The sequence below is a fragment of the Psychrobacter sp. AOP30-A2-5 genome (assembly GCF_052378115.1).
Classification (GTDB): domain Bacteria; phylum Pseudomonadota; class Gammaproteobacteria; order Pseudomonadales; family Moraxellaceae; genus Psychrobacter.
Map to the genome: position 1 here is coordinate 130000 of NZ_JBQSXK010000003.1, position 18446 is coordinate 148445.

At 43.7% G+C, this 18446-nt stretch carries 12 protein-coding genes; 4 read left to right on the plus strand and 8 right to left on the minus strand.

Features of this window, described 5'->3' with window-relative positions; translation table 11 throughout:
• The first annotated feature begins 367 nt into the window (after nt 1-367).
• Complete coding sequence (locus ACT3S4_RS04165) at nt 368-2941, plus strand: LPS-assembly protein LptD (protein ID WP_413786812.1); 2574 nt, start codon at nt 368-370, stop codon at nt 2939-2941.
• Between the two features lie 150 nt (nt 2942-3091).
• The gene (locus ACT3S4_RS04170) at nt 3092-4495 is read left to right on the plus strand and encodes a peptidylprolyl isomerase (RefSeq protein ID WP_201559866.1); all 1404 of its coding nucleotides are present in this window, start codon (nt 3092-3094) and stop codon (nt 4493-4495) included.
• Between the two features lie 494 nt (nt 4496-4989).
• Here the strand turns inward: ACT3S4_RS04170 and ACT3S4_RS04175 are convergent, their stop codons facing one another.
• Nucleotides 4990-6114, minus strand: coding sequence for an endonuclease/exonuclease/phosphatase family protein (locus ACT3S4_RS04175; RefSeq protein WP_444760515.1), 1125 nt, complete (start codon nt 6112-6114; stop codon nt 4990-4992).
• A gap of 383 nt (nt 6115-6497) precedes the next feature.
• Between ACT3S4_RS04175 and asd the strand changes: the two genes are divergently transcribed.
• Nucleotides 6498-7631 (plus strand): aspartate-semialdehyde dehydrogenase, encoded by a 1134-nt coding sequence (gene asd, locus ACT3S4_RS04180; RefSeq protein WP_109590430.1) that lies wholly within the window; start codon nt 6498-6500, stop codon nt 7629-7631.
• Nucleotides 7632-7794: 163 nt separating this feature from the next.
• Here the strand turns inward: asd and ACT3S4_RS04185 are convergent, their stop codons facing one another.
• Entirely contained in the window at nt 7795-8445 is a 651-nt protein-coding gene (locus ACT3S4_RS04185) for an SOUL family heme-binding protein (RefSeq protein WP_444760516.1), read from the minus strand.
• Between the two features lie 236 nt (nt 8446-8681).
• Between ACT3S4_RS04185 and tgt the strand changes: the two genes are divergently transcribed.
• On the plus strand, nt 8682-9833 hold the full coding sequence (gene tgt, locus ACT3S4_RS04190) for a tRNA guanosine(34) transglycosylase Tgt (protein WP_193009500.1): 1152 nt from the start codon (nt 8682-8684) through the stop codon (nt 9831-9833).
• A 96-nt stretch (nt 9834-9929) separates the two neighbouring features.
• Here tgt and ACT3S4_RS04195 read toward each other — a convergent pair whose 3' ends face one another.
• The 6 genes from ACT3S4_RS04195 to rseP all read right to left on the minus strand — a co-directional run bounded on the left by ACT3S4_RS04195 (nt 9930) and on the right by rseP (nt 18382).
• Nucleotides 9930-11282, minus strand: coding sequence for a sodium-dependent transporter (locus tag ACT3S4_RS04195; protein WP_087814621.1), 1353 nt, complete (start codon nt 11280-11282; stop codon nt 9930-9932).
• Nucleotides 11283-11592: 310 nt separating this feature from the next.
• Complete coding sequence (gene lpxA / locus ACT3S4_RS04200) at nt 11593-12372, minus strand: acyl-ACP--UDP-N-acetylglucosamine O-acyltransferase (RefSeq protein ID WP_060490688.1); 780 nt, start codon at nt 12370-12372, stop codon at nt 11593-11595.
• Between the two features lie 202 nt (nt 12373-12574).
• Nucleotides 12575-13045, minus strand: a complete 471-nt coding sequence (fabZ, locus tag ACT3S4_RS04205) for a 3-hydroxyacyl-ACP dehydratase FabZ (protein ID WP_444760567.1) — start codon at nt 13043-13045, stop codon at nt 12575-12577.
• A 111-nt stretch (nt 13046-13156) separates the two neighbouring features.
• Entirely contained in the window at nt 13157-14173 is a 1017-nt protein-coding gene (gene lpxD / locus ACT3S4_RS04210; RefSeq protein ID WP_444760517.1) for a UDP-3-O-(3-hydroxymyristoyl)glucosamine N-acyltransferase, read from the minus strand.
• Nucleotides 14174-14319: 146 nt separating this feature from the next.
• The gene (bamA, locus tag ACT3S4_RS04215; RefSeq protein WP_193216919.1) at nt 14320-16743 is read right to left on the minus strand and encodes an outer membrane protein assembly factor BamA; all 2424 of its coding nucleotides are present in this window, start codon (nt 16741-16743) and stop codon (nt 14320-14322) included.
• Between the two features lie 262 nt (nt 16744-17005).
• Nucleotides 17006-18382 carry an RIP metalloprotease RseP gene (gene rseP, locus ACT3S4_RS04220; protein ID WP_444760518.1) on the minus strand — a complete coding sequence of 459 codons (1377 nt, stop codon included), beginning with the start codon at nt 18380-18382 and terminating at the stop codon, nt 17006-17008.
• Nucleotides 18383-18446: the final 64 nt, after the last annotated feature.

The window sequence follows — 18446 nt, forward strand, 5'->3', positions numbered from 1 at the left end:
CCGCTATCAAAATAGCAATAATCAAAAGACTGACTTTCAGCGTAATACGTCTCAAAAGGCTGCTACTGATGACAATGCGTCAGACAATAGTTTTGACAATACTTTTAATGAAAGCGCTTTTAATGAAAGCACCTTCAACGACAGCATCTCTAATGAGAATGCTACTAATGAAAGTCCTTTAGACAACCGCCCTCTAGAAATTACCGCCATCAACGAGAGTGATGATAAAGGTTTTGTACCAGCATCAGATACGATTGCGACCACTCAGAACAATAGCACTGCCCAGCTTGCTGAAACCACTGCACCTAAAGCCGCACAGAAGACTGGTAAAGTTGATGTGAGTGATGAAAGTATTCAAGATAGTCTGATGCGTTTAGCAGAATTTTATGAGCTGACACCTGATACAGATGCCTCAACGTTAAACAATGGTGATAATGCTAACCAAAATGTCATTCAAAACGAGCTAACACCTACCCCGCAAACCATTCCAAAAGTGGGTAAAAACTTACAGTTATTACCGAATGCTGTAGATAGCGCCCAACGCTGCGAAGGTCAATGGGTTTATCCAAAGAGCAACCCCAACTATCAACGCGCGGTCAATGAGGCAGGAGCAACCAATGGGCAGCCTGCGCCAAACTTAAATGGTCTCCCGAATAATCAAGCGCCGCTGTTTTCAGAATCAGATTATGGTTATTATGACAATGTCGACTATGCAGAGCTGTCGGGCAATGTCATCATCAATCAGGGTACCCAGCAGATAGAAGCAGAAAAAGTCTTGTTAGATTTGAGCAATGGCGTTGCCGCCGCTCAAGGCAAAGTCATGTTTACTGACCAAGCGACAGGTCAGCAAGTATTACGCAGCAACGCACTAGATAGCAATGCAACAAACCGCTCATCGAATAACCCCCAAGCCAATTTCACTGAGAAAGCATCAAAAGACGGGCTTATTGGGGTCGCCGATAGTTTAAATTATAATACTGAAACTGGACAGTCGACAGCCAATGATGTGGCTTTTGCTAGTGTAGAACTGCAAGCTCATGGTTATGCCAAGCGCTTGAACAGACCGAATGACAGTCAATATGAGCTAGATGACGTCATGTTTAGTACCTGTCCACCAACCAATCGTAAATGGCAGTTTGATGCCAAAAGCATTGATTTGGATACCGATACAGGTCGCGGCGAAGCCTATAACACTACTTTCCGTATCGCTGACGTGCCTGTGTTCTATTTGCCTTATTTCAACTTCCCGATTGATAATCGTCGCACCAGTGGTTTTTTATTGCCGAATGCCAGTATCAGTAGTGAAAGCGGTCTTGAGGTTGATATACCCTACTATTTCAATTTGGCACCCAATTATGATGCCACGCTCAATACCCATATTTATACCGATCGTAATCCTATGGTGTCAGGCGAGTTTCGCTATCTGACCGAAAGTTATGGCGAAGGTATTTTTAATGGTTCATATTTGCCTAATGACAAAGAGTACAATGACGAAGACCGCTCTAGCTTCTTTTATGATCATTATTGGTCATCTAAGAGCATTCCACGCTTAAGCGGTGATGCAAAATACAGCTATGTGTCAGATTCAGATTACCTCAATGATTTTGACACGCTGGGTCTATCAGACAGCACCATAAACTTACCACGCCGTGCGCGTGTCAATTATTATAATGACTATGTTGATGGTGAATTAAAGGTAGAAACCTTTCAAACTCTAGACGCTTTTACCAGTAATGGTAAACCCTTAGAAGACAAAGATAAACCTTATTCAAGATTGCCGCAGCTCAAGCTCGATTATCGACTGCCTTGGGCGAAGAGCTTCGATATCACTGGTGTACATGATTCCGCTTATTTCAAAAAATCCATCGACGATGGCTCTGAGAATGAAAAAAGTGGCGGGCGAATTTATAATAAACTCAGCGCCGTTTATCCAATGGAAAAATCTTGGGGTTATATCAAGCCCAAACTGAGCTTACAACATCTCTATACTTCTTATGACGAGGACAGCTTAGCCGACAACCAGTTGAGTGATAAAGACGGTAGCCAGTCGGTATTTGTACCTCAAGCCAGTATCGATGCAGGTCTGAATTTCTATCAAGCAGGCTCGCCTTTTGGCGCATTCGACGATACCATGGGTGGCTATCGCTTGCTAAGCCCACGATTGAAATACACCTACTCGCCATATGAAGACCAAAACGATATTCCGAACTTTAATACGCGTATTGCCTCTATTAACTATGAACAGCTGTTTTCTGACAGTTGGTTCTTAGGGCATGATCGCTTGCAAGATTTGCATTCGATTACTCCTGGTATCAATTATCGTTACATCGACGCAACGGGTGTGACACGTTTTGATGGTAGCATTGCAGAGCAGTTTTATATCGATAATGGACGTGTTACGCTTGATGATCAGCAACCTGTCTTCACCTCTTCATCTTCAGGGATGGTTTGGGATACCAGCACGCAACCTTACAACAACTTTTGGGTTGATGTTAGTGGCGCACTGACCAATGATTATGATTTAAATTATATTACGACTGAGCTGCGTTATCAGCCGTCTGACAACAGCTTGTTTAATGTTGGATTTGTCAAACGTCAACGTGATGAAAACACCGATCAGCTGCCACTCTCTGCTTTTACCGCATCGGCTGTCTTTCCAATCAATAACAGCTGGCGAATCTTGGCTCAAGGTCAATACGATTACAATCGTGATAAAGTCCTTGATTCGTTGGTCGGCGTTGATTACGAAGATTGCTGCTTTGGTTTTGCAGTTTATGGTCGTCGTTACTATAATGACTTAAATGTCAAAGACAAACCAACGCAAGCTATTATGGCAGAGATTAGATTGAATGGTTTGGGTAGTGGTAGCAGCCGCCTGACTCGCTTACTCTCTGATAAAATCTTGGGCTTTGAACCTGTCCAGACTGCTTGGAAAGATTAAGACCGTGCTTGTATAAATATTTTTGCTATATATTTCATAACCCTGTTTGTAACCCTATTATGGTCAATCCTGTCTAATATTTGACTGTTAAAAGTATTAAACAGTGTTGACCAACTACCATCCGATGCGATGACATTGATGAGGAGCATCATGAGATTTTTTTCTTTACGTCAAACCAGCCGTGCTGTATTGCTAGCTATGAGTGCCAGCCTTGCGCTTACATTGAGCGCCCAAGCTGCCACCGTTAAACCTGCAAAATCACAAGCGCCTCAGGCAAATGCCGTGACCGCGCAGAATAACGTCAATCGTTTGACGCCAGCCAATAGCACCGATGGCATTATTGCTTTAGTCAATGAAAATGCTATCTTAAAGAGCGATTTGATCGATGCTACTACCCAAGCACAAGCACGTGCACAAGCGGCTGGTGAACCAATAGCAAACTCAGCACAACTACAGTCTGAGGTGTTAAATGCGCTCATATTGCGTGAGTTACAACTGTCCATGGTTAAGCGAGTCGGTTTAAACCCTGATGAAGCGGCTATTAATCAACGCCTTGGTCAAATCGCGCAAGCAGAAGGGCTGACGAGCATCTCAGCTTTGCAACAGCGTTTGGACGCAGCAAAACCTGGTAGCTATGCGGCGCTACGTGCGCAATTAATCGAAGACGCAGCCATTCAAGCCTTGCAACAGCGCCAAATCGGTAACCGCGTGCGCATTAGCGAACAAGATATTGATGCATTTTTGGCCTCGCCTGAAGCCAAGCGCTTAAACCAGAGTGAGTATCAAACGATTCATGTACGAGTGCCTTACATGGATGACTACAGCCGACTCTCAGAAGCCCAACGCAATGAGGCTTTAAAGGTAGCAGAAGCTCTGCGTACTCGCCTGCTTGCACCAAACGTTGATGTCGCTGAAGCGGTCGCTGCCAGCCAAGGCAACTATCCTATTCCGCTACAAGGTGGCGATATGGGCTTTCATAAAGCCGCTTCTCTACCTACAGAGCTATCAAGTGAGATTACCAAACTTGAGGTTGGTGCGGTCAGCGCACCACTAATAACGCCTGAAGGCATCGACATCATCAAACTTGCTGACAAAAAAGCCAGCGACACTATGCTGATACCACAGTGGCGTACTCGTCACATATTGGTAAAAGTTGATGAGCTACAGACAGACGCGCTTGCTGAGCAAAAGATTAATGATTTGTATGAACAGCTACGCAGCGGCGCTGATTTTGCTGGTTTAGCATCGACCTATTCAGATGATCCCGGTTCCGCTGGCCGCGGTGGCGATCTTGATTGGGTGAGCGAAGAAGATATGATTGGTCCATTCGAAGCCATGATGAAAAATACGGCGGTTGGTGACTACTCTGCTCCTTTCAAAACCCAGTTTGGCTGGCATATATTGAAAATAGACGGCAAACGCCAACAAGATATTAGCGATCAATATCGTCGCAACATGGCACGTCAAGCGCTTTATCAGCGCTTAGCACCGCAAGCCAAAGAAGACTGGCTACAAGAGCTACGCGCAGGTGCTTACATCCAAGTACTTGGCTAACTGATATAGGCATCGATAAGTCAAATCTAATAATGCTTTGTCAAAAAGGGTATATGCTAATGCATGTACCCTTTCTTTATTGACATTTATTTATGCGCTAAAAATAATCAGAAGGTCATCTTAAATATATTGCAGCATATCCAAACACAAGAATATCGAATAAAATAAATGTAAGCATTACGCACACAAAGAAAAGCCCCGAACCTAGGGCGATTGGTTCGGGGCTATGGCGCTTCATATTGTTGTTATTATTTCTTCCATGCTGACTCATCCTAAGTCATAAACAGTATCCTATAAGACAGCGGGCTGACCTGTGTTTTATTGATACTGTCTCAACACTGCATCCATGCGTATCCTTGTGTTGATGCAGGTATTGTAGGGTAATCAGTTTAATGCGACTAGAGGCTAAAGACCTTATTTAACGTAAGCATATGCTTACAGCCTCTTTTAACATTGCATCATACGATGGCTATAGTATTGGCAGGCTATCAACCCTAACTTCTCTGCTCTTCTGCATGTTCCTTTGAGACTTTTTCACCTTCTTTTTTACCTTCTACTATTTTATTATCAGTCTCTTTTATATCTTCCGCTTCTGCAGTAGGGGCATTTTGCGCTTGATTGCTCTCCTCTTCTGGTTCGTATTGTAAAGTCGTCATAACAGGAAAGTGATCCGAACCTATCGACGGCATACGCCGAATATCTACCACCGTAAAGCAAGCACTATGGAAAATATGATCCAGCGCCCAACGTAAAAATGGATAGCTGACATGAAACGTATTGATAAAATGTCGACCAATACGCGGATCCAACAATCCCGAGATACGTTGAAAGCGTCGCGTGGTCTTTGACCATGCTACATCATTGAGGTCGCCTGCCAATATCGCCGTTTGCTTGTTTTCTTTGATGTGCTTGCCAACCATCAATAGCTCAGCATCGCGGGTAGTAGACTTATCCGCTTCCGTCGGACTCGGCGGCATGGGATGCAAGCAATACAACCAAATCACGCGACCACTTTGCAGGCGCAGTTGGGCATGAATAGAAGGTATGTCATCAATCATCAAGTACTTAACTTCAGGATCAATCAACTCAAGCTTAGAATAAAGATGCATCCCATACAGATTGTCTAGTGGCACTTTTACGGTGTAAGGATAATCAGCCTCGATTTGATGCAGCGCTTTTTCCCATTTTTCATCACTCTCTAGCGTAATTAAAATATCAGGCTGTCTTTGCTTCACCAAATCCACCAATTTTTGGGTGTCATCATTGGGCGTTAGTACGTTTGATACCATTATTTTTAGTTGATGCACCTGCCCTTCTGGCTTGTCTTTTGCCTTTTGAACTTCTTTTTTCCATAGCTTGGTATAAGGCAATACCATCCTGAGCTGAAAGGCTAATGTAATGCTTAAAACGGTAAATAACAGCCATTGTCCCAGCTGCCACTCTGACCAAAAAATCAGCATACCAATCCAAGCGATGACACCCAACACCATGATCTGAATACGCGGAAATTCAACACCGCGCACCCACCAATTATCCAGTGGTATCCAGCCCCAAATCGTCACAAATGCGATGAACCCTGCTAGCCACTGTATGCTGTAATATAATAGTGAGAGATCCATAGTATGTATTAGCCGTCTATTAAATGATGAATATCGCCATGGTTTTAACTGAACTGACGTTAGCTGTTTACTTTAGCATTTCAGAAGGTTATCGCCTACTGATGAGCATGGATTATTCGTTAACCGCTATAAAACATTACACTTTTAATTCGCCCACCATAACGAGTACTACGGACAAACTTTATTTTTAGGGCCATCTACTTGTGGCGAGTGAGACATCGCTACTATCGCCATTAGGTTAATAACTTAAAGTTATACTGAACATCATTAATAGTGTATGAAAAACCACTAAAAACGGCCAAAACGCCTTGCTTTTTATGGCTATTCACGGCATTGTTATCGGCTGGCAATGCAACAATTTATGGTAAAAAGGATTGAGTTTCATGAGTAATTTAACAGTAGGCTTGGTAGGCTGGCGCGGCATGGTCGGTTCAGTATTAATACAACGTATGACTGAGGAAAAAGATTTTGACGGTATTACACCCGTGTTTTTCTCAACCAGCAACGCAGGTGGTGATGCCCCAAGCCTTGATGGTATTCATACCGGCCAATTAAAAGATGCTCATGATATTGACGCGCTAGCAGCTTGTGATGTCATCATTACCTGCCAAGGCGGCGACTATACCTCGCAAGTCCATCAACCGCTACGTGATAGTGGCTGGAATGGCTACTGGATTGATGCGGCAAGCACCTTGCGAATGGAAGATGACAGCATCATCATTCTCGATCCAGTCAATCGCGCCGTTATTGACAGCGCCCTAGCCAATGGCAAAAAAGACTTTATCGGTGGTAACTGTACCGTGTCATTGATGCTTATGGCGATTGGTGAGCTGTTTAATAAAGGCTGGGTAGAATGGGTCAGCGCCATGACTTATCAGGCTGCTAGTGGTTCTGGTGCTAACAACATGCGCGAATTAATCGCTGGCATGGGCGTGCTACACGATGCGGTCAAAGACGAATTGGCTGATCCTGCCAGCGCCATCCTTGAGATTGATAAAAAAATCGCTCAGACTCAGCGCTCAGATGATTTTCCTAAACAGTACTTTGGTGTACCACTAGCAGGTAGCTTGATCCCCTATATCGATGTTCAGTTAGAAAACAAGCAATCCAAGGAAGAATGGAAAGGCGGCGTCGAGACCAATAAAATCCTTGGTAACGCAGAAGCCGATAAGATTGCTATCGACGGCATGTGTGTGCGCGTTGGCGCGATGCGCTGTCATGCGCAAGGCCTTACCATCAAGCTCAAAAAAGACATTCCGCTAGAAGAAATCGAAGCAGCACTTAAAAACAGCGGCAATGAATGGTTGGACTTGGTCGAAGACGACAAAGAAGCGACTATGAACCGCTTAACGCCAGTAGCCGTGACTGGTACATTGACAGTTGCACTAGGTCGCTTGCGTAAGCTCAATATGGGCCCTGAGTATCTAGGCGCATTTACCGTTGGTGATCAACTATTATGGGGCGCAGCCGAGCCGCTACGTCGTATGCTGAATATCATCCGTGAGCAAAAAGACTAAGTTTATTTTCTTAAAAGTCAGTACAAAAAAGACAGCATTTGCTGTCTTTTTTTATAGGCATATCATTTCCAAAAATTTGAATAGCACGGCAAACAAATGCAAGTCTTACTTATAACAAGCTCAGAAAATATGACAACGCTCATCTTATACTTTGAGGCTAGAATTACTTTGGCTTGTAAGCAATCATCACTTCATTACGGCGCAAAAAAGGCAGCGTCCAAGGCGGATTATAACGTGCCAGTTCAGGCTCGCCCGTTATAGTCAAATTTTGGGTTTGCATCCAAGATTGTAGCTCTTCCGTTTTAGTCGCTACTTTTTTACTGCCTGCCAACCCTGAGAACTTAATCACACCGTACGTCTGTGCTGGCACCTCGGTAATCGTGATGTTTGGATTATTAGGCTTTGGCAGTGTTTGCATCGTATATTGACTGGGCATAGTAAATTGTACACGCCACTTACCATCGTCTTGCTGCATACTTACTGGTGCTGTCATCGCAATTTTTTGTGATTCGCTATCACTCTTTTTGTTATTAGGCTGCATTGTAACGGGCGCAGTCATGCTAATTTTACTACTACCGCCAGTTGGCGCTGTATTATTGCCAAAGATATAGTCGGCTAATACTTTAAACCCTTCGCGACTCGCTGAGTCTTGGTCACCACTTACCAACGTTTGTGACACTAGCTGCTTATCGTAACGACGCAGCTCAAAGTCATCTATTTGCGACAACACTGTATAATTCGGCTCTTCGGTCGCCATAGCTGCTCCTGAGGTTAATAATGAACCACTTAATAATAAGTAGGTTACCTTTTTCATAGTATGTCTCCAGCAGTTGAAACATCGCTTAGCAATAGTTACTGTCTCGCCATTATGATTTCCACTTTACCAATTACTCATAAGTACTGTCTGTGTCTTTTGGTTATGACAAAATACTATTAACCAAAAGACCCATTTGTCAGATATATCAATACCACATAAACATCCATGTCCAAAAAAACTGCTAACAATGCTATAATTATCACCATTTTCATAGCTTACATAGCGGTTATCATATGCAATTTGTCTTACATAAAACGGCCAGCGGTGACACGCGTGCGCGCCGTGGTACGGTTCATCTCAATCATGGCGACGTGCAAACACCAGCGTTTATGCCTGTTGGCACTTATGGTACGGTCAAGGGCATGCTGCCACGTGATATTGAAGCCATTGGTGCTGATATCATTTTGGGCAATACCTTTCATTTATGGTTACGCCCAGGTACCGAGGTGATTGATAAGTTTGGTGGCTTGCATAAGTTCATGCATTGGGACAAGCCTATCCTGACTGATTCAGGTGGTTTCCAAGTATTCAGTCTGGGTGCCATGCGTAAAATCACCGAAGAAGGGGTCGACTTTAAATCTCCTATCGATGGTGCGAAAGTTTTTCTGTCTCCAGAAAAATCGATGCAGATTCAGTACAGCTTGAACTCAGACATCGTCATGCAGTTCGATGAGTGTACGCCCTATCCTGCGACTCACGACGAAGCAAAAAAATCGTTAGAGCTGTCATTACGTTGGGGACAGCGCTGTGTTGATGAGCACAACAGACTGGGCAGCACCAACGCATTATTTGGCATTATTCAAGGCAGTATGTATCCTGATTTGCGTCAGCAATCACTTGAAGGCCTGCTCGATATCGGCTTTGATGGTTATGCTATCGGCGGTCTGTCGGTTGGTGAACCAAAAGATGAAATGATAGATGTCCTAGACTACCTCCCTGATGATATGCCAGCAGATAAGCCACGCTATCTAATGGGCGTTGGTAAGCCTGAGGATTTAGTTGAAGGTGTACGTCGCGGTGTCGATATGTTCGACTGTGTGATGCCGACGCGTAACGCGCGTAACGGTCACTACTTCGTCACAGGCGATGCAGACAATGCTGGTGTGGTACGTATCCGTAACAGCCAATATCGCAATGACGAAGGTCCACTAGATCCTGAGTGCGACTGCTATACTTGCCAAAATTTTAGCCGTGCTTATCTCTACCATCTTAATAAGTGTAAAGAGATGCTGGGCGCTCAATTAGCGACTATCCATAACTTGCGCTATTATCAGCGTTTGATGCAAGGTATTCGTGATGCCATTGAACAAGACAAATTTGATGAGTTTGTCAGCGAATTTTATAACAAACGTGGACAAACAGTACCTGAGTTAAATCTACGCTAATCATATTTTTGCAATTGTCATAGCTATAAAAAGGGCTTAAGAATTATCTTAAGCCCTTTTTAATGTGTTGCTTTTATTATTTCTAGTTAATCAGTACTAGCCCATTAACGAGGTTACAAATACCACGAGCACGGCAATTGGTGCTACAAACTTAGCAACGATTTGCCATAATTGCCATGCACCATTAGACAGACCAAGCTCTTGCTGAATACTGCGTTGATCCATTTGCCAACCAACGAAAATAATTGCAGCAAGACCAGTTAGCGGGAGAAGAAATTTACTAGTAATTTTATCCAATGCATCAAAGATGCCATTACCCATGATAGTAAAGTCAGACCATAGGTTAAATGATAATAATGCAGCAACACCTAATAGCCAAATCACCGTACTGGCAACGATGGTTGATACCGTACGACTCATCGGTGTACGTTCTTCTAAAAACTCAACGGTTGGCTCAAGCAATGAGATTGATGAGGTAATAGCAGCAAAAGTAATAAGTAAGAAGAACAATGTACCAATGATCGTCCCTGCACCCATGCTACCAAAAGCGATCGGTAGGCTGACAAAGATAAGACCAGGGCCTGAAGCAGGGTCTAGACCATTGCTAAAGATGATTGGGAAGATTGCTAGACCAGCAGCCAAGGCAATAACCGTATCTAAAATTACAACGGTACGGGCGGTTTTTAGTAAGTTCACTTCACGACCCAAATATGAGCCATAAGCAATCATAATACCCATACCAATAGATAGAGTGAAGAAGGCATGACCCAATGCTGCAAGCATCACATCGCCAGTCAACTTGCTAAGATCTGGTGTGAATAGATAAGCCACTGCTTCGCCAAAACCACCGTTTATCACGTTATAACCAACGATGACGAACAAAATCACGCCTAGTAGTGGCATTAAGACTTTAGCCGTGGTTTCGATACCTTTGGTCACACCAATACCGACAATCAAAGCAGTAATAGCCATAAAAACGGTATGCCAAATCGTCAACGTCCCTGCTGAAGCCAACATAGCATCAAAGGTCGCAGCAATAGAATCACTGTCTTGACCAATAAAACTGCCTGTACCTGCTTTAGTAATATAGTTGAGTGCCCAACCGCCAATCACACTATAAAACGATAGAATTAAGAAACCACCTAAAATACCTGACGCGCCAATGATGCCCCAACTGCGCGACTTACCTTCACTTGCTGCAACATCCGCAAAAGTGTTGACTGGGTTCTTTTGCCCACGGCGACCAATCAGCCATTCAGCGACTAGAATCGGAAAACCTACCAGCGCGATACAGAATAAATAAGCAATAACGAAAGCTGAACCACCGCTTTCACCGACCATATAAGGAAACTTCCATATGTTTCCCAAACCAACTGCTGAACCAACCGCTGCCAATACGAAGCCAAAACTTGAGCTCCACTGTGCATGTTCTTGTTTATTAATAGCCATTTTTTCCGTCCTCGTGCTTCAATTAACATCACTGATAATCTTCCTTGATTATCATAAATAGCCATGAGAAATATCAGGCTATTCAATAAACACCTCAATGTGAGGCGTCCAGCAACATTAAGAAAGAATTGTTTACAATATCGTAAAGGCTCAGTTTCTGCTAAGCCACCAAAAAAGTCAAGCGCTCATAAACATAAAAAGCCATAACAATTGGTTATGGCTTCTGGTAATTTCATCTATAACTGACAAGAGTTTGGCTAATTAAAAAAGGCATACTATATATGATTTTCAGCAAAAGCCAATCGCCGTTCTAGCGCACCACACCACGACGGCTTTTTTGTAGTGAATCAATGAGCAACTGGATTTTCGGCTCTTTTGGTAGCAGCTCATTATTCAAAACTTCAAGCGCTTGCACGGTCGTCAGACCAGATCTAAAAATCATACGGTAAGCTTGACGCAATACCTCAATTGTCTCTTTTGACCATCCTTTACGACGCATGCCTTCCACATTGAGACCATGAGTCGTTGCTGGATTGCCAGATACCATGGTAAAGGCTGCTACATCTTTTAGGATCAGACTTGCGCCTCCAATCAAGCTATAGTCATCAACCGTACAAAACTGATGAATACCTGAATTACCGCCAATGATCGTGTGATTACCAATAGTCACATGCCCTGCAACGCCAACATTGTTGGCCAATACATTATGATCGCCAATCACACAATCATGAGCCACATGAGTGTTCACCATCAGTAGATTATGGCTGCCTATCTTAGTTAGCTCACTATCTTGTGCGGTGCCGCGGTGTAAACTACAGGCTTCTCGAATAGTATTATGATCGCCAATCTCAAGCCAAGTACGCTCACCAGCATACTTCAAATCCTGAGGATCTTCGCCAATGCTCGCAAATTGATAAAACTCATTGTGTTGACCAATACGAGTCAATTTGGTAACAACTACATGGCGATGCAGAACCGTGTGAGCGCCAATAGTGACCTCATCACCGACGATACAATACGGACCAATGATAGCAGTCTCATCAATTTGGGCGGACGGTGAGATGAGTGCTGTTGGATGGATCTGACTCATAATGTGGGCCTTTGTATGATCTGATGCGAGTAAATGGTAAAACAAATACAGCCAATTTAGTTTTATGAGAAAACCTAAGCATGGCTCTGCTGTTAAATGCGAGTGTCAATTATAATGCTTATGACCCGCTTTGACCTAATTCTTTAGACGCTTTGTTTAAAGAATTAGGGCGGCTACGAGGCACAATGGCTATTAGTAAACGTTATTGTTCTTGGCGAGCAATCATTATTTGCGCACTGGCAGCTAACTCATCGTCAACATGTACAGTGCAGTCAAATTTATAAATACCGCGCTTCTGCATCACTGTTTTAGCACGAATAGTCAGCTGATCACCAGGAATCACTCGACGCTTAAAACGGACTTTATCAACACCTGCAAACAGATATAAATAACCATCTTCTGCGGTTAGACCGGCACTGATAAATCCGAGCACGCCTGAGACCTGAGCCATGCACTCAACCATAAGTACCCCTGGCATAATCGGCTCATCAGGAAAATGACCATTGAAAAACTCTTCATTGATAGTCACATTCTTAATACCCATAATGCACTCACCAGGTGTGCAATCAATAATCTTATCCACTAAAAGAAAAGGATAACGGTGTGGCAAATAATGCTTTAACGTATGATAGGTTAATGGCAGCGTAAGACCTTGCTCAGCTAAGCTTTTCATTTCTTTATCATTCAAAATATCGATATCGGTGCTGCTCATAATGGTGCTTCCTTGCTATGTTTCAAATCGCTATGATTTTACTGTGTTTGTATATATGCATTGATATTTGCGCTAATCACGCCCAAGCTGACGGAAGCGTACAGCTGCCCGTCGCCAGTTAGCGGTCGGCATAGCAGCCGTTCCAGAGGAGTATGAACCAGCGGTTTTGATAGATTTGGTTACCATGGTCATCCCAGATAAAGTGACATCATCTGTAATCTCGATATGACCTGTGATACCGACGGCACCGCCGATAATACAGCGCTTGCCGATACTAGTGCTGCCTGCGATACCCGTTTGAGCCGCGATGGCTGTGCCATCACCGATACGCACGTTATGAGCAACTTGTACCAAATTGTCAATAATAACGTGATTGCCAATGACCGTATCATCAATGGCACCTCGGTCAATGCAAGTTTGACTACCAATTCGCACATGGTTGCCAATTACGACCCGTCCTAACTGAGCAATACGCTCCCAGCCAGTGGTACTAGGATCTTTGGTTGGTGCAAAACCAAAACCTTCTGCACCCACACTGACACCCGCGTGTAGCCTCACATGATCACCAATGACACAATCATGCCCAATCACCACTTGTGATTTGATAACGCCATCAGTACCAATAGTCGTATTTTCTTCGATCACTACATGCGCCGCAAGTGAGCTACGCGCACCAATTTGCACATAATCGGCAATCACACAAAAAGGTCCGATATTCACCTGCTCACCAATGACAGCACTATCAGCAATCACAGCGCTAGGATGAATACCACCAGACAGTGACTCACGAGCAAACAACTGGCTAGCACCAGCATAAGCTAAGTATGGGCTTGCGACGACTAACGCTATCGCTGTGGCGGGCACTTGGTCGCGATATTCTGCAGTAACCAATACAGCCCCTGCCTCGCTGATAGCCAGACTAGAAATATAATGAGGATCGGCCAAAAAGCTTAACTGATTATGACCCGCCGTGGTCAAACTACCAATACTGCTGAATTTTTGACGTAACTGTTCAGCGCTGATTTCAGCCTTATTGGTGACGGGCTGACGCTGCTCAATCCGAGTGATAAGTTGCTCAATCGTTATCATAGTGACTATTAATATAAATATTATTATGAATAAGACAATCGCCAAGCTGAACAATCACCTTGGCGATCTACTAATATCTAACAGATGCTGCGTTCATTTAAGTAACTGCTATGGTTAACGACATGAACGCAAACAATCATGCTACGTTAGAACGTATTACCAATCTGGAACTGAACTTTTTCAGTTTCATCGCCTTCTTTATCACCAATAGGTACAGCATAACTTAATGAAATTGGACCAATTGGTGTATACCAGGTTATACCTGCACCCGCACTAAAGCGCATACTATTGTCTTGCGTCAACAGTGGTACGCCCGTATCAGTACCGTCATTAGGATTGATAAAAGTGCGATCTTCCTTATCAGTCGTATCAAATACTTGACCACCTTCAGCAAACAATACGGGACGCACTTGATCTGCCCAATCGCCCTTAAACGGCATTGGCAAAATTAGCTCACTACCGAAGCTGACTAACGCATTACCACCGATGTCTTCGTCTTTGTAACGCACATCATCATTTATGGCATCATAATACGTTTGTGATTTTGGCCCAAGTGTTGAGGCCTCATAACCACGTACAGAGCCATAGCCCCCAGCATAAAAGTTTTCATAAAATGGCAAATCATTACCATAGCCAAGCTTAGTATAACCGCGTGCTACCCAGTCTTTGTAGAAGGGATAATAGATGTTGCCGCTATAAACAAGTTTTTGATAGTTGGTATCACCCAAGCCAATGGTGGCATCGACCGTATGGCTCATACCTTTGGTCGGGAACACTGGACGATCTAAGGTGCTATAGTCCCAGCCGAATAGTAGGTTATAAGTATTGTAATCATTTTTGAAGCCTGTGCGTCCAGAAGCTTCATTTTCATCATTGACAAAGTTCTCAAACGTACCGCCATCATCAATAATTTGCTGAACGTTTGATACACCCAAGAAGCGACCACCACGTACTGAAGTGTTATCAACGTTCAAACCGGCACTAACGCGTTTGGTTTCGTCAACAGGATAACTATAGTTCAGCGTAGCACCATAAGAATCGGTGACATAGTTACTGACGTTTCTATCATCGTATTTCGTTTCACGATAATAGGCACTAAGACCTTGTGAGACGCCGTTTTCGGTAAAGTACGGATCGGTATAACCCAAGCTATAAGAATCACGGGTTTCTGAGCGTGATAGTGCCGCTTTCACACGGTTACCTGTACCCATAAAGTTGTTTTGTGTTAGATCTAACTGGAAAGTCACACCGCCGCTTTGTGAGTAACCCGCGGCAATCGTTGAGCTACCAGAAGGCTGCTCTTCAACCGTATAATTGATGTCTACTTGGTCTGGTTGGTTCGGTACTGGTTTTACATCAACGTTGACAGCTTTAAAGAAGCCTGTACGCATCAGACGTGTCCGTGACAACTGGATTTTGTCACTAGTTGCCAATGCGCCTTCTAATTGACGCATTTCTCGGCGCAGTACTTCGTCTTGAGTTTTGATGTTACCAGTAAAATTAATACGACGAACGTAAATAGGACGTGCAGGGTCGATGAAATAATCGATATCTACTACTTTGGTCTCGTCATTGATACGTGGTACTGGTCTCACCTGCGCCAAATAATAGCCTTCATTACCGTAACGACTCTTAAGTGCTGCGGTGGTTTCATCGAGCTTGGCTTGCGAGTATTTTTCATTGGGTGCAAAAGTCACCAACTCTGTTAGTTCATTGTTCTCAAAAGTCGGCTTACCTAAGAAATTCACTTCACCAAACTGATATTGCTCGCCTTCGCTTAGACTCACTTCGATAAACACGCTGCTCTTATCTTCACTGATGTTGAGCACCGCATTATCTACTGCAAAACGCACATAACCATCGTTTTGGTAAAGCGCTTTTAAATTCTCTAAACTGGCAGCCAGCTTTTCTTTGGCATAACGATCAGATTTAGATAACAGGCGCGTCCACGAAGACTCTTTTACCGCAAAAACGTCTTTGATTTCTTCATCACTAAAGTGTTTATTGCCAATGATATTAATATCGACCACTTTGGCAGGTTTGCCTTCGACAAAACGCACGTCGAGCTTGACGCGATTGCCATCAAGTAACGTTTGATCAACCTCAATATTGCTGTTGTAATAGCCTTGGCTGATATATTGCTGCTGTAGCTCATTGGCGACGCCTTGTAGCGTGGCTTGTTTCAGCACATTACCGGCAGACAGACCAGCATTGTCTAGACCTTGCTCTAGCCCTTCTTTTGGAATGAGCTTATTGCCCTCAAAATTGACTTCAGCAATCGTTGGGCGCTCAACGACATCAAACCGTAGCTGTCCACCTTCGATACGGCTTTGAATATCAGCAAAATTTTCGGTCGCATAAAGCGCCTTAATACTGGCTGCTAAACTACTGTCATTTACCGTATCCCCTACCGAAATAGGTAGAACCGGATAGAGGCTATCGGGGGTTAAACGTTGCAAACCATTGAAACCGATGTCAGTGACTACAAATTCTGCAGCCTGTACTGGCATACTCATCATCGCTACAACTAACGGCAACCCTGCCGCGCTCATAAATAAAGGCGTACGCATAAACACTATCCGTCAATAAAAAACTTGCTTAAGTTAAGTTAAAAAGCCCATATTGTCTAGCGCATCTCGCATGAAATTTAAGCGCATACGCAGCAGACTCAGAACACTTTATATAAAATGCATCACAAAATAAACTAAAAATTACGATTAGTACAGAGGCCATGATACAAAGCATGCTACCTATCATGGTCATAATCATCCCATAATAGGCGTAAAACCATTAGTATCTCGTGCCTTATCGATCATATTAGCGATTCGCTGGTCAAAACAGCCGACTGATATCATTACCAATTGCTAACACCATGAAACCTGCCAGCAAGAGTAAGCCGATATTTAGTCCAATCATTTGCACCCCTTCCGAGAGTGGCTTACCACGAATCAATTCAATAAGATAATACACAATATGACCGCCATCCAATACAGGAATGGGTAAAAGATTGAGTACAGCAAGACTCAAACTAATCAAAGCCGCCGTCGATAACACCATCTGCCAACTGATATCAAAACTCTGTTTGGCCACTTTGGCGATGGTAATCGGACCTGACAAATTGTCCAAACCAATCATGCCTGATAGCATCTTACCCATTGAGCTGACAGTCATCACTGCAAGCTGTTCAGTTTTCTCAAATGATTTCACCAATGACTCACCAGGGCCATAGACTACAGTGGTCTTGTAAGCGTCAGGAATAACAATTTCGGACTGTGCCACCATAGCACCAATTTGCCCATAATCGTTACCCAAATTGTCTTTTTTACCTTGCGGCATAATCTGAAGCTGTACGGTTTTACCATCACGCAATACTGTGAAGTTAAGCAAAGTTTCAGGACTGTCGCGGATGATACGAGTAGCACTGAGCCAATCTTTAATTGGTTGATCATTGATAGCAATAATACGATCGCCTACTTTTAGTCCTTGGCGACTGGCGGCACCATCAGCGGTCAAGTCACCTACTATCGGTGCAATATCTGGTTGCCATGGCAGCATGCCAAAGCTGGTCAACGCATCTTTACCTTGCGCGCTGCCTTGCATAAACTGAGTTACGGGCGCTTGATAAGTTTTGATCGCATTATCAGCTTGTGCCTCTGATTGCAGAGTAATACTGACATTGTCCGTCTCGCCCATCCGTCCAGCAAGCCGATAGTTGATGCCTTCCCACGTTTGTACCTCATGCCCATCAATCGCAACGATTTTATCACCAACTGGCAACTGTGCCATAGCAGCAGGCGTATCAGGTAATACCTGCCCAATCTTCGTCGCCAGCTGCTCTGATGGTGTCATAAACAACACCCAAAACAGCGCAATAGCAATGATAAAGTTCATGATAGGGCCAGCGGCAACAATCGCAATCTTTTTTAGCGGATGCTGACGATTAAACGCCAAATGTTGCTCAGCTTTTGCTACCTCGCCTTCGCGCTCATCGAGCATTTTGACATAACCACCAAGTGGCAAAGCAGAAATACGATAATCAATACCGCTTTTTTTGCTCGTCCAACCAAAGAGTTTGGGACCAAACCCGATAGAATAGGTCAAGACTTTAACGCCGCAAAGACGAGCGACGATATAGTGTCCCCACTCATGTAAGGCAATAAGCGGACCTAAGACAAATATTGCCGCAAGGAGCGTTAATAAAAACGTCATGATCTTTTCTCAGTATGATTTCTCAGCATTCTTTCTTTGCATCTTTTATTAACATCGTTTTTTA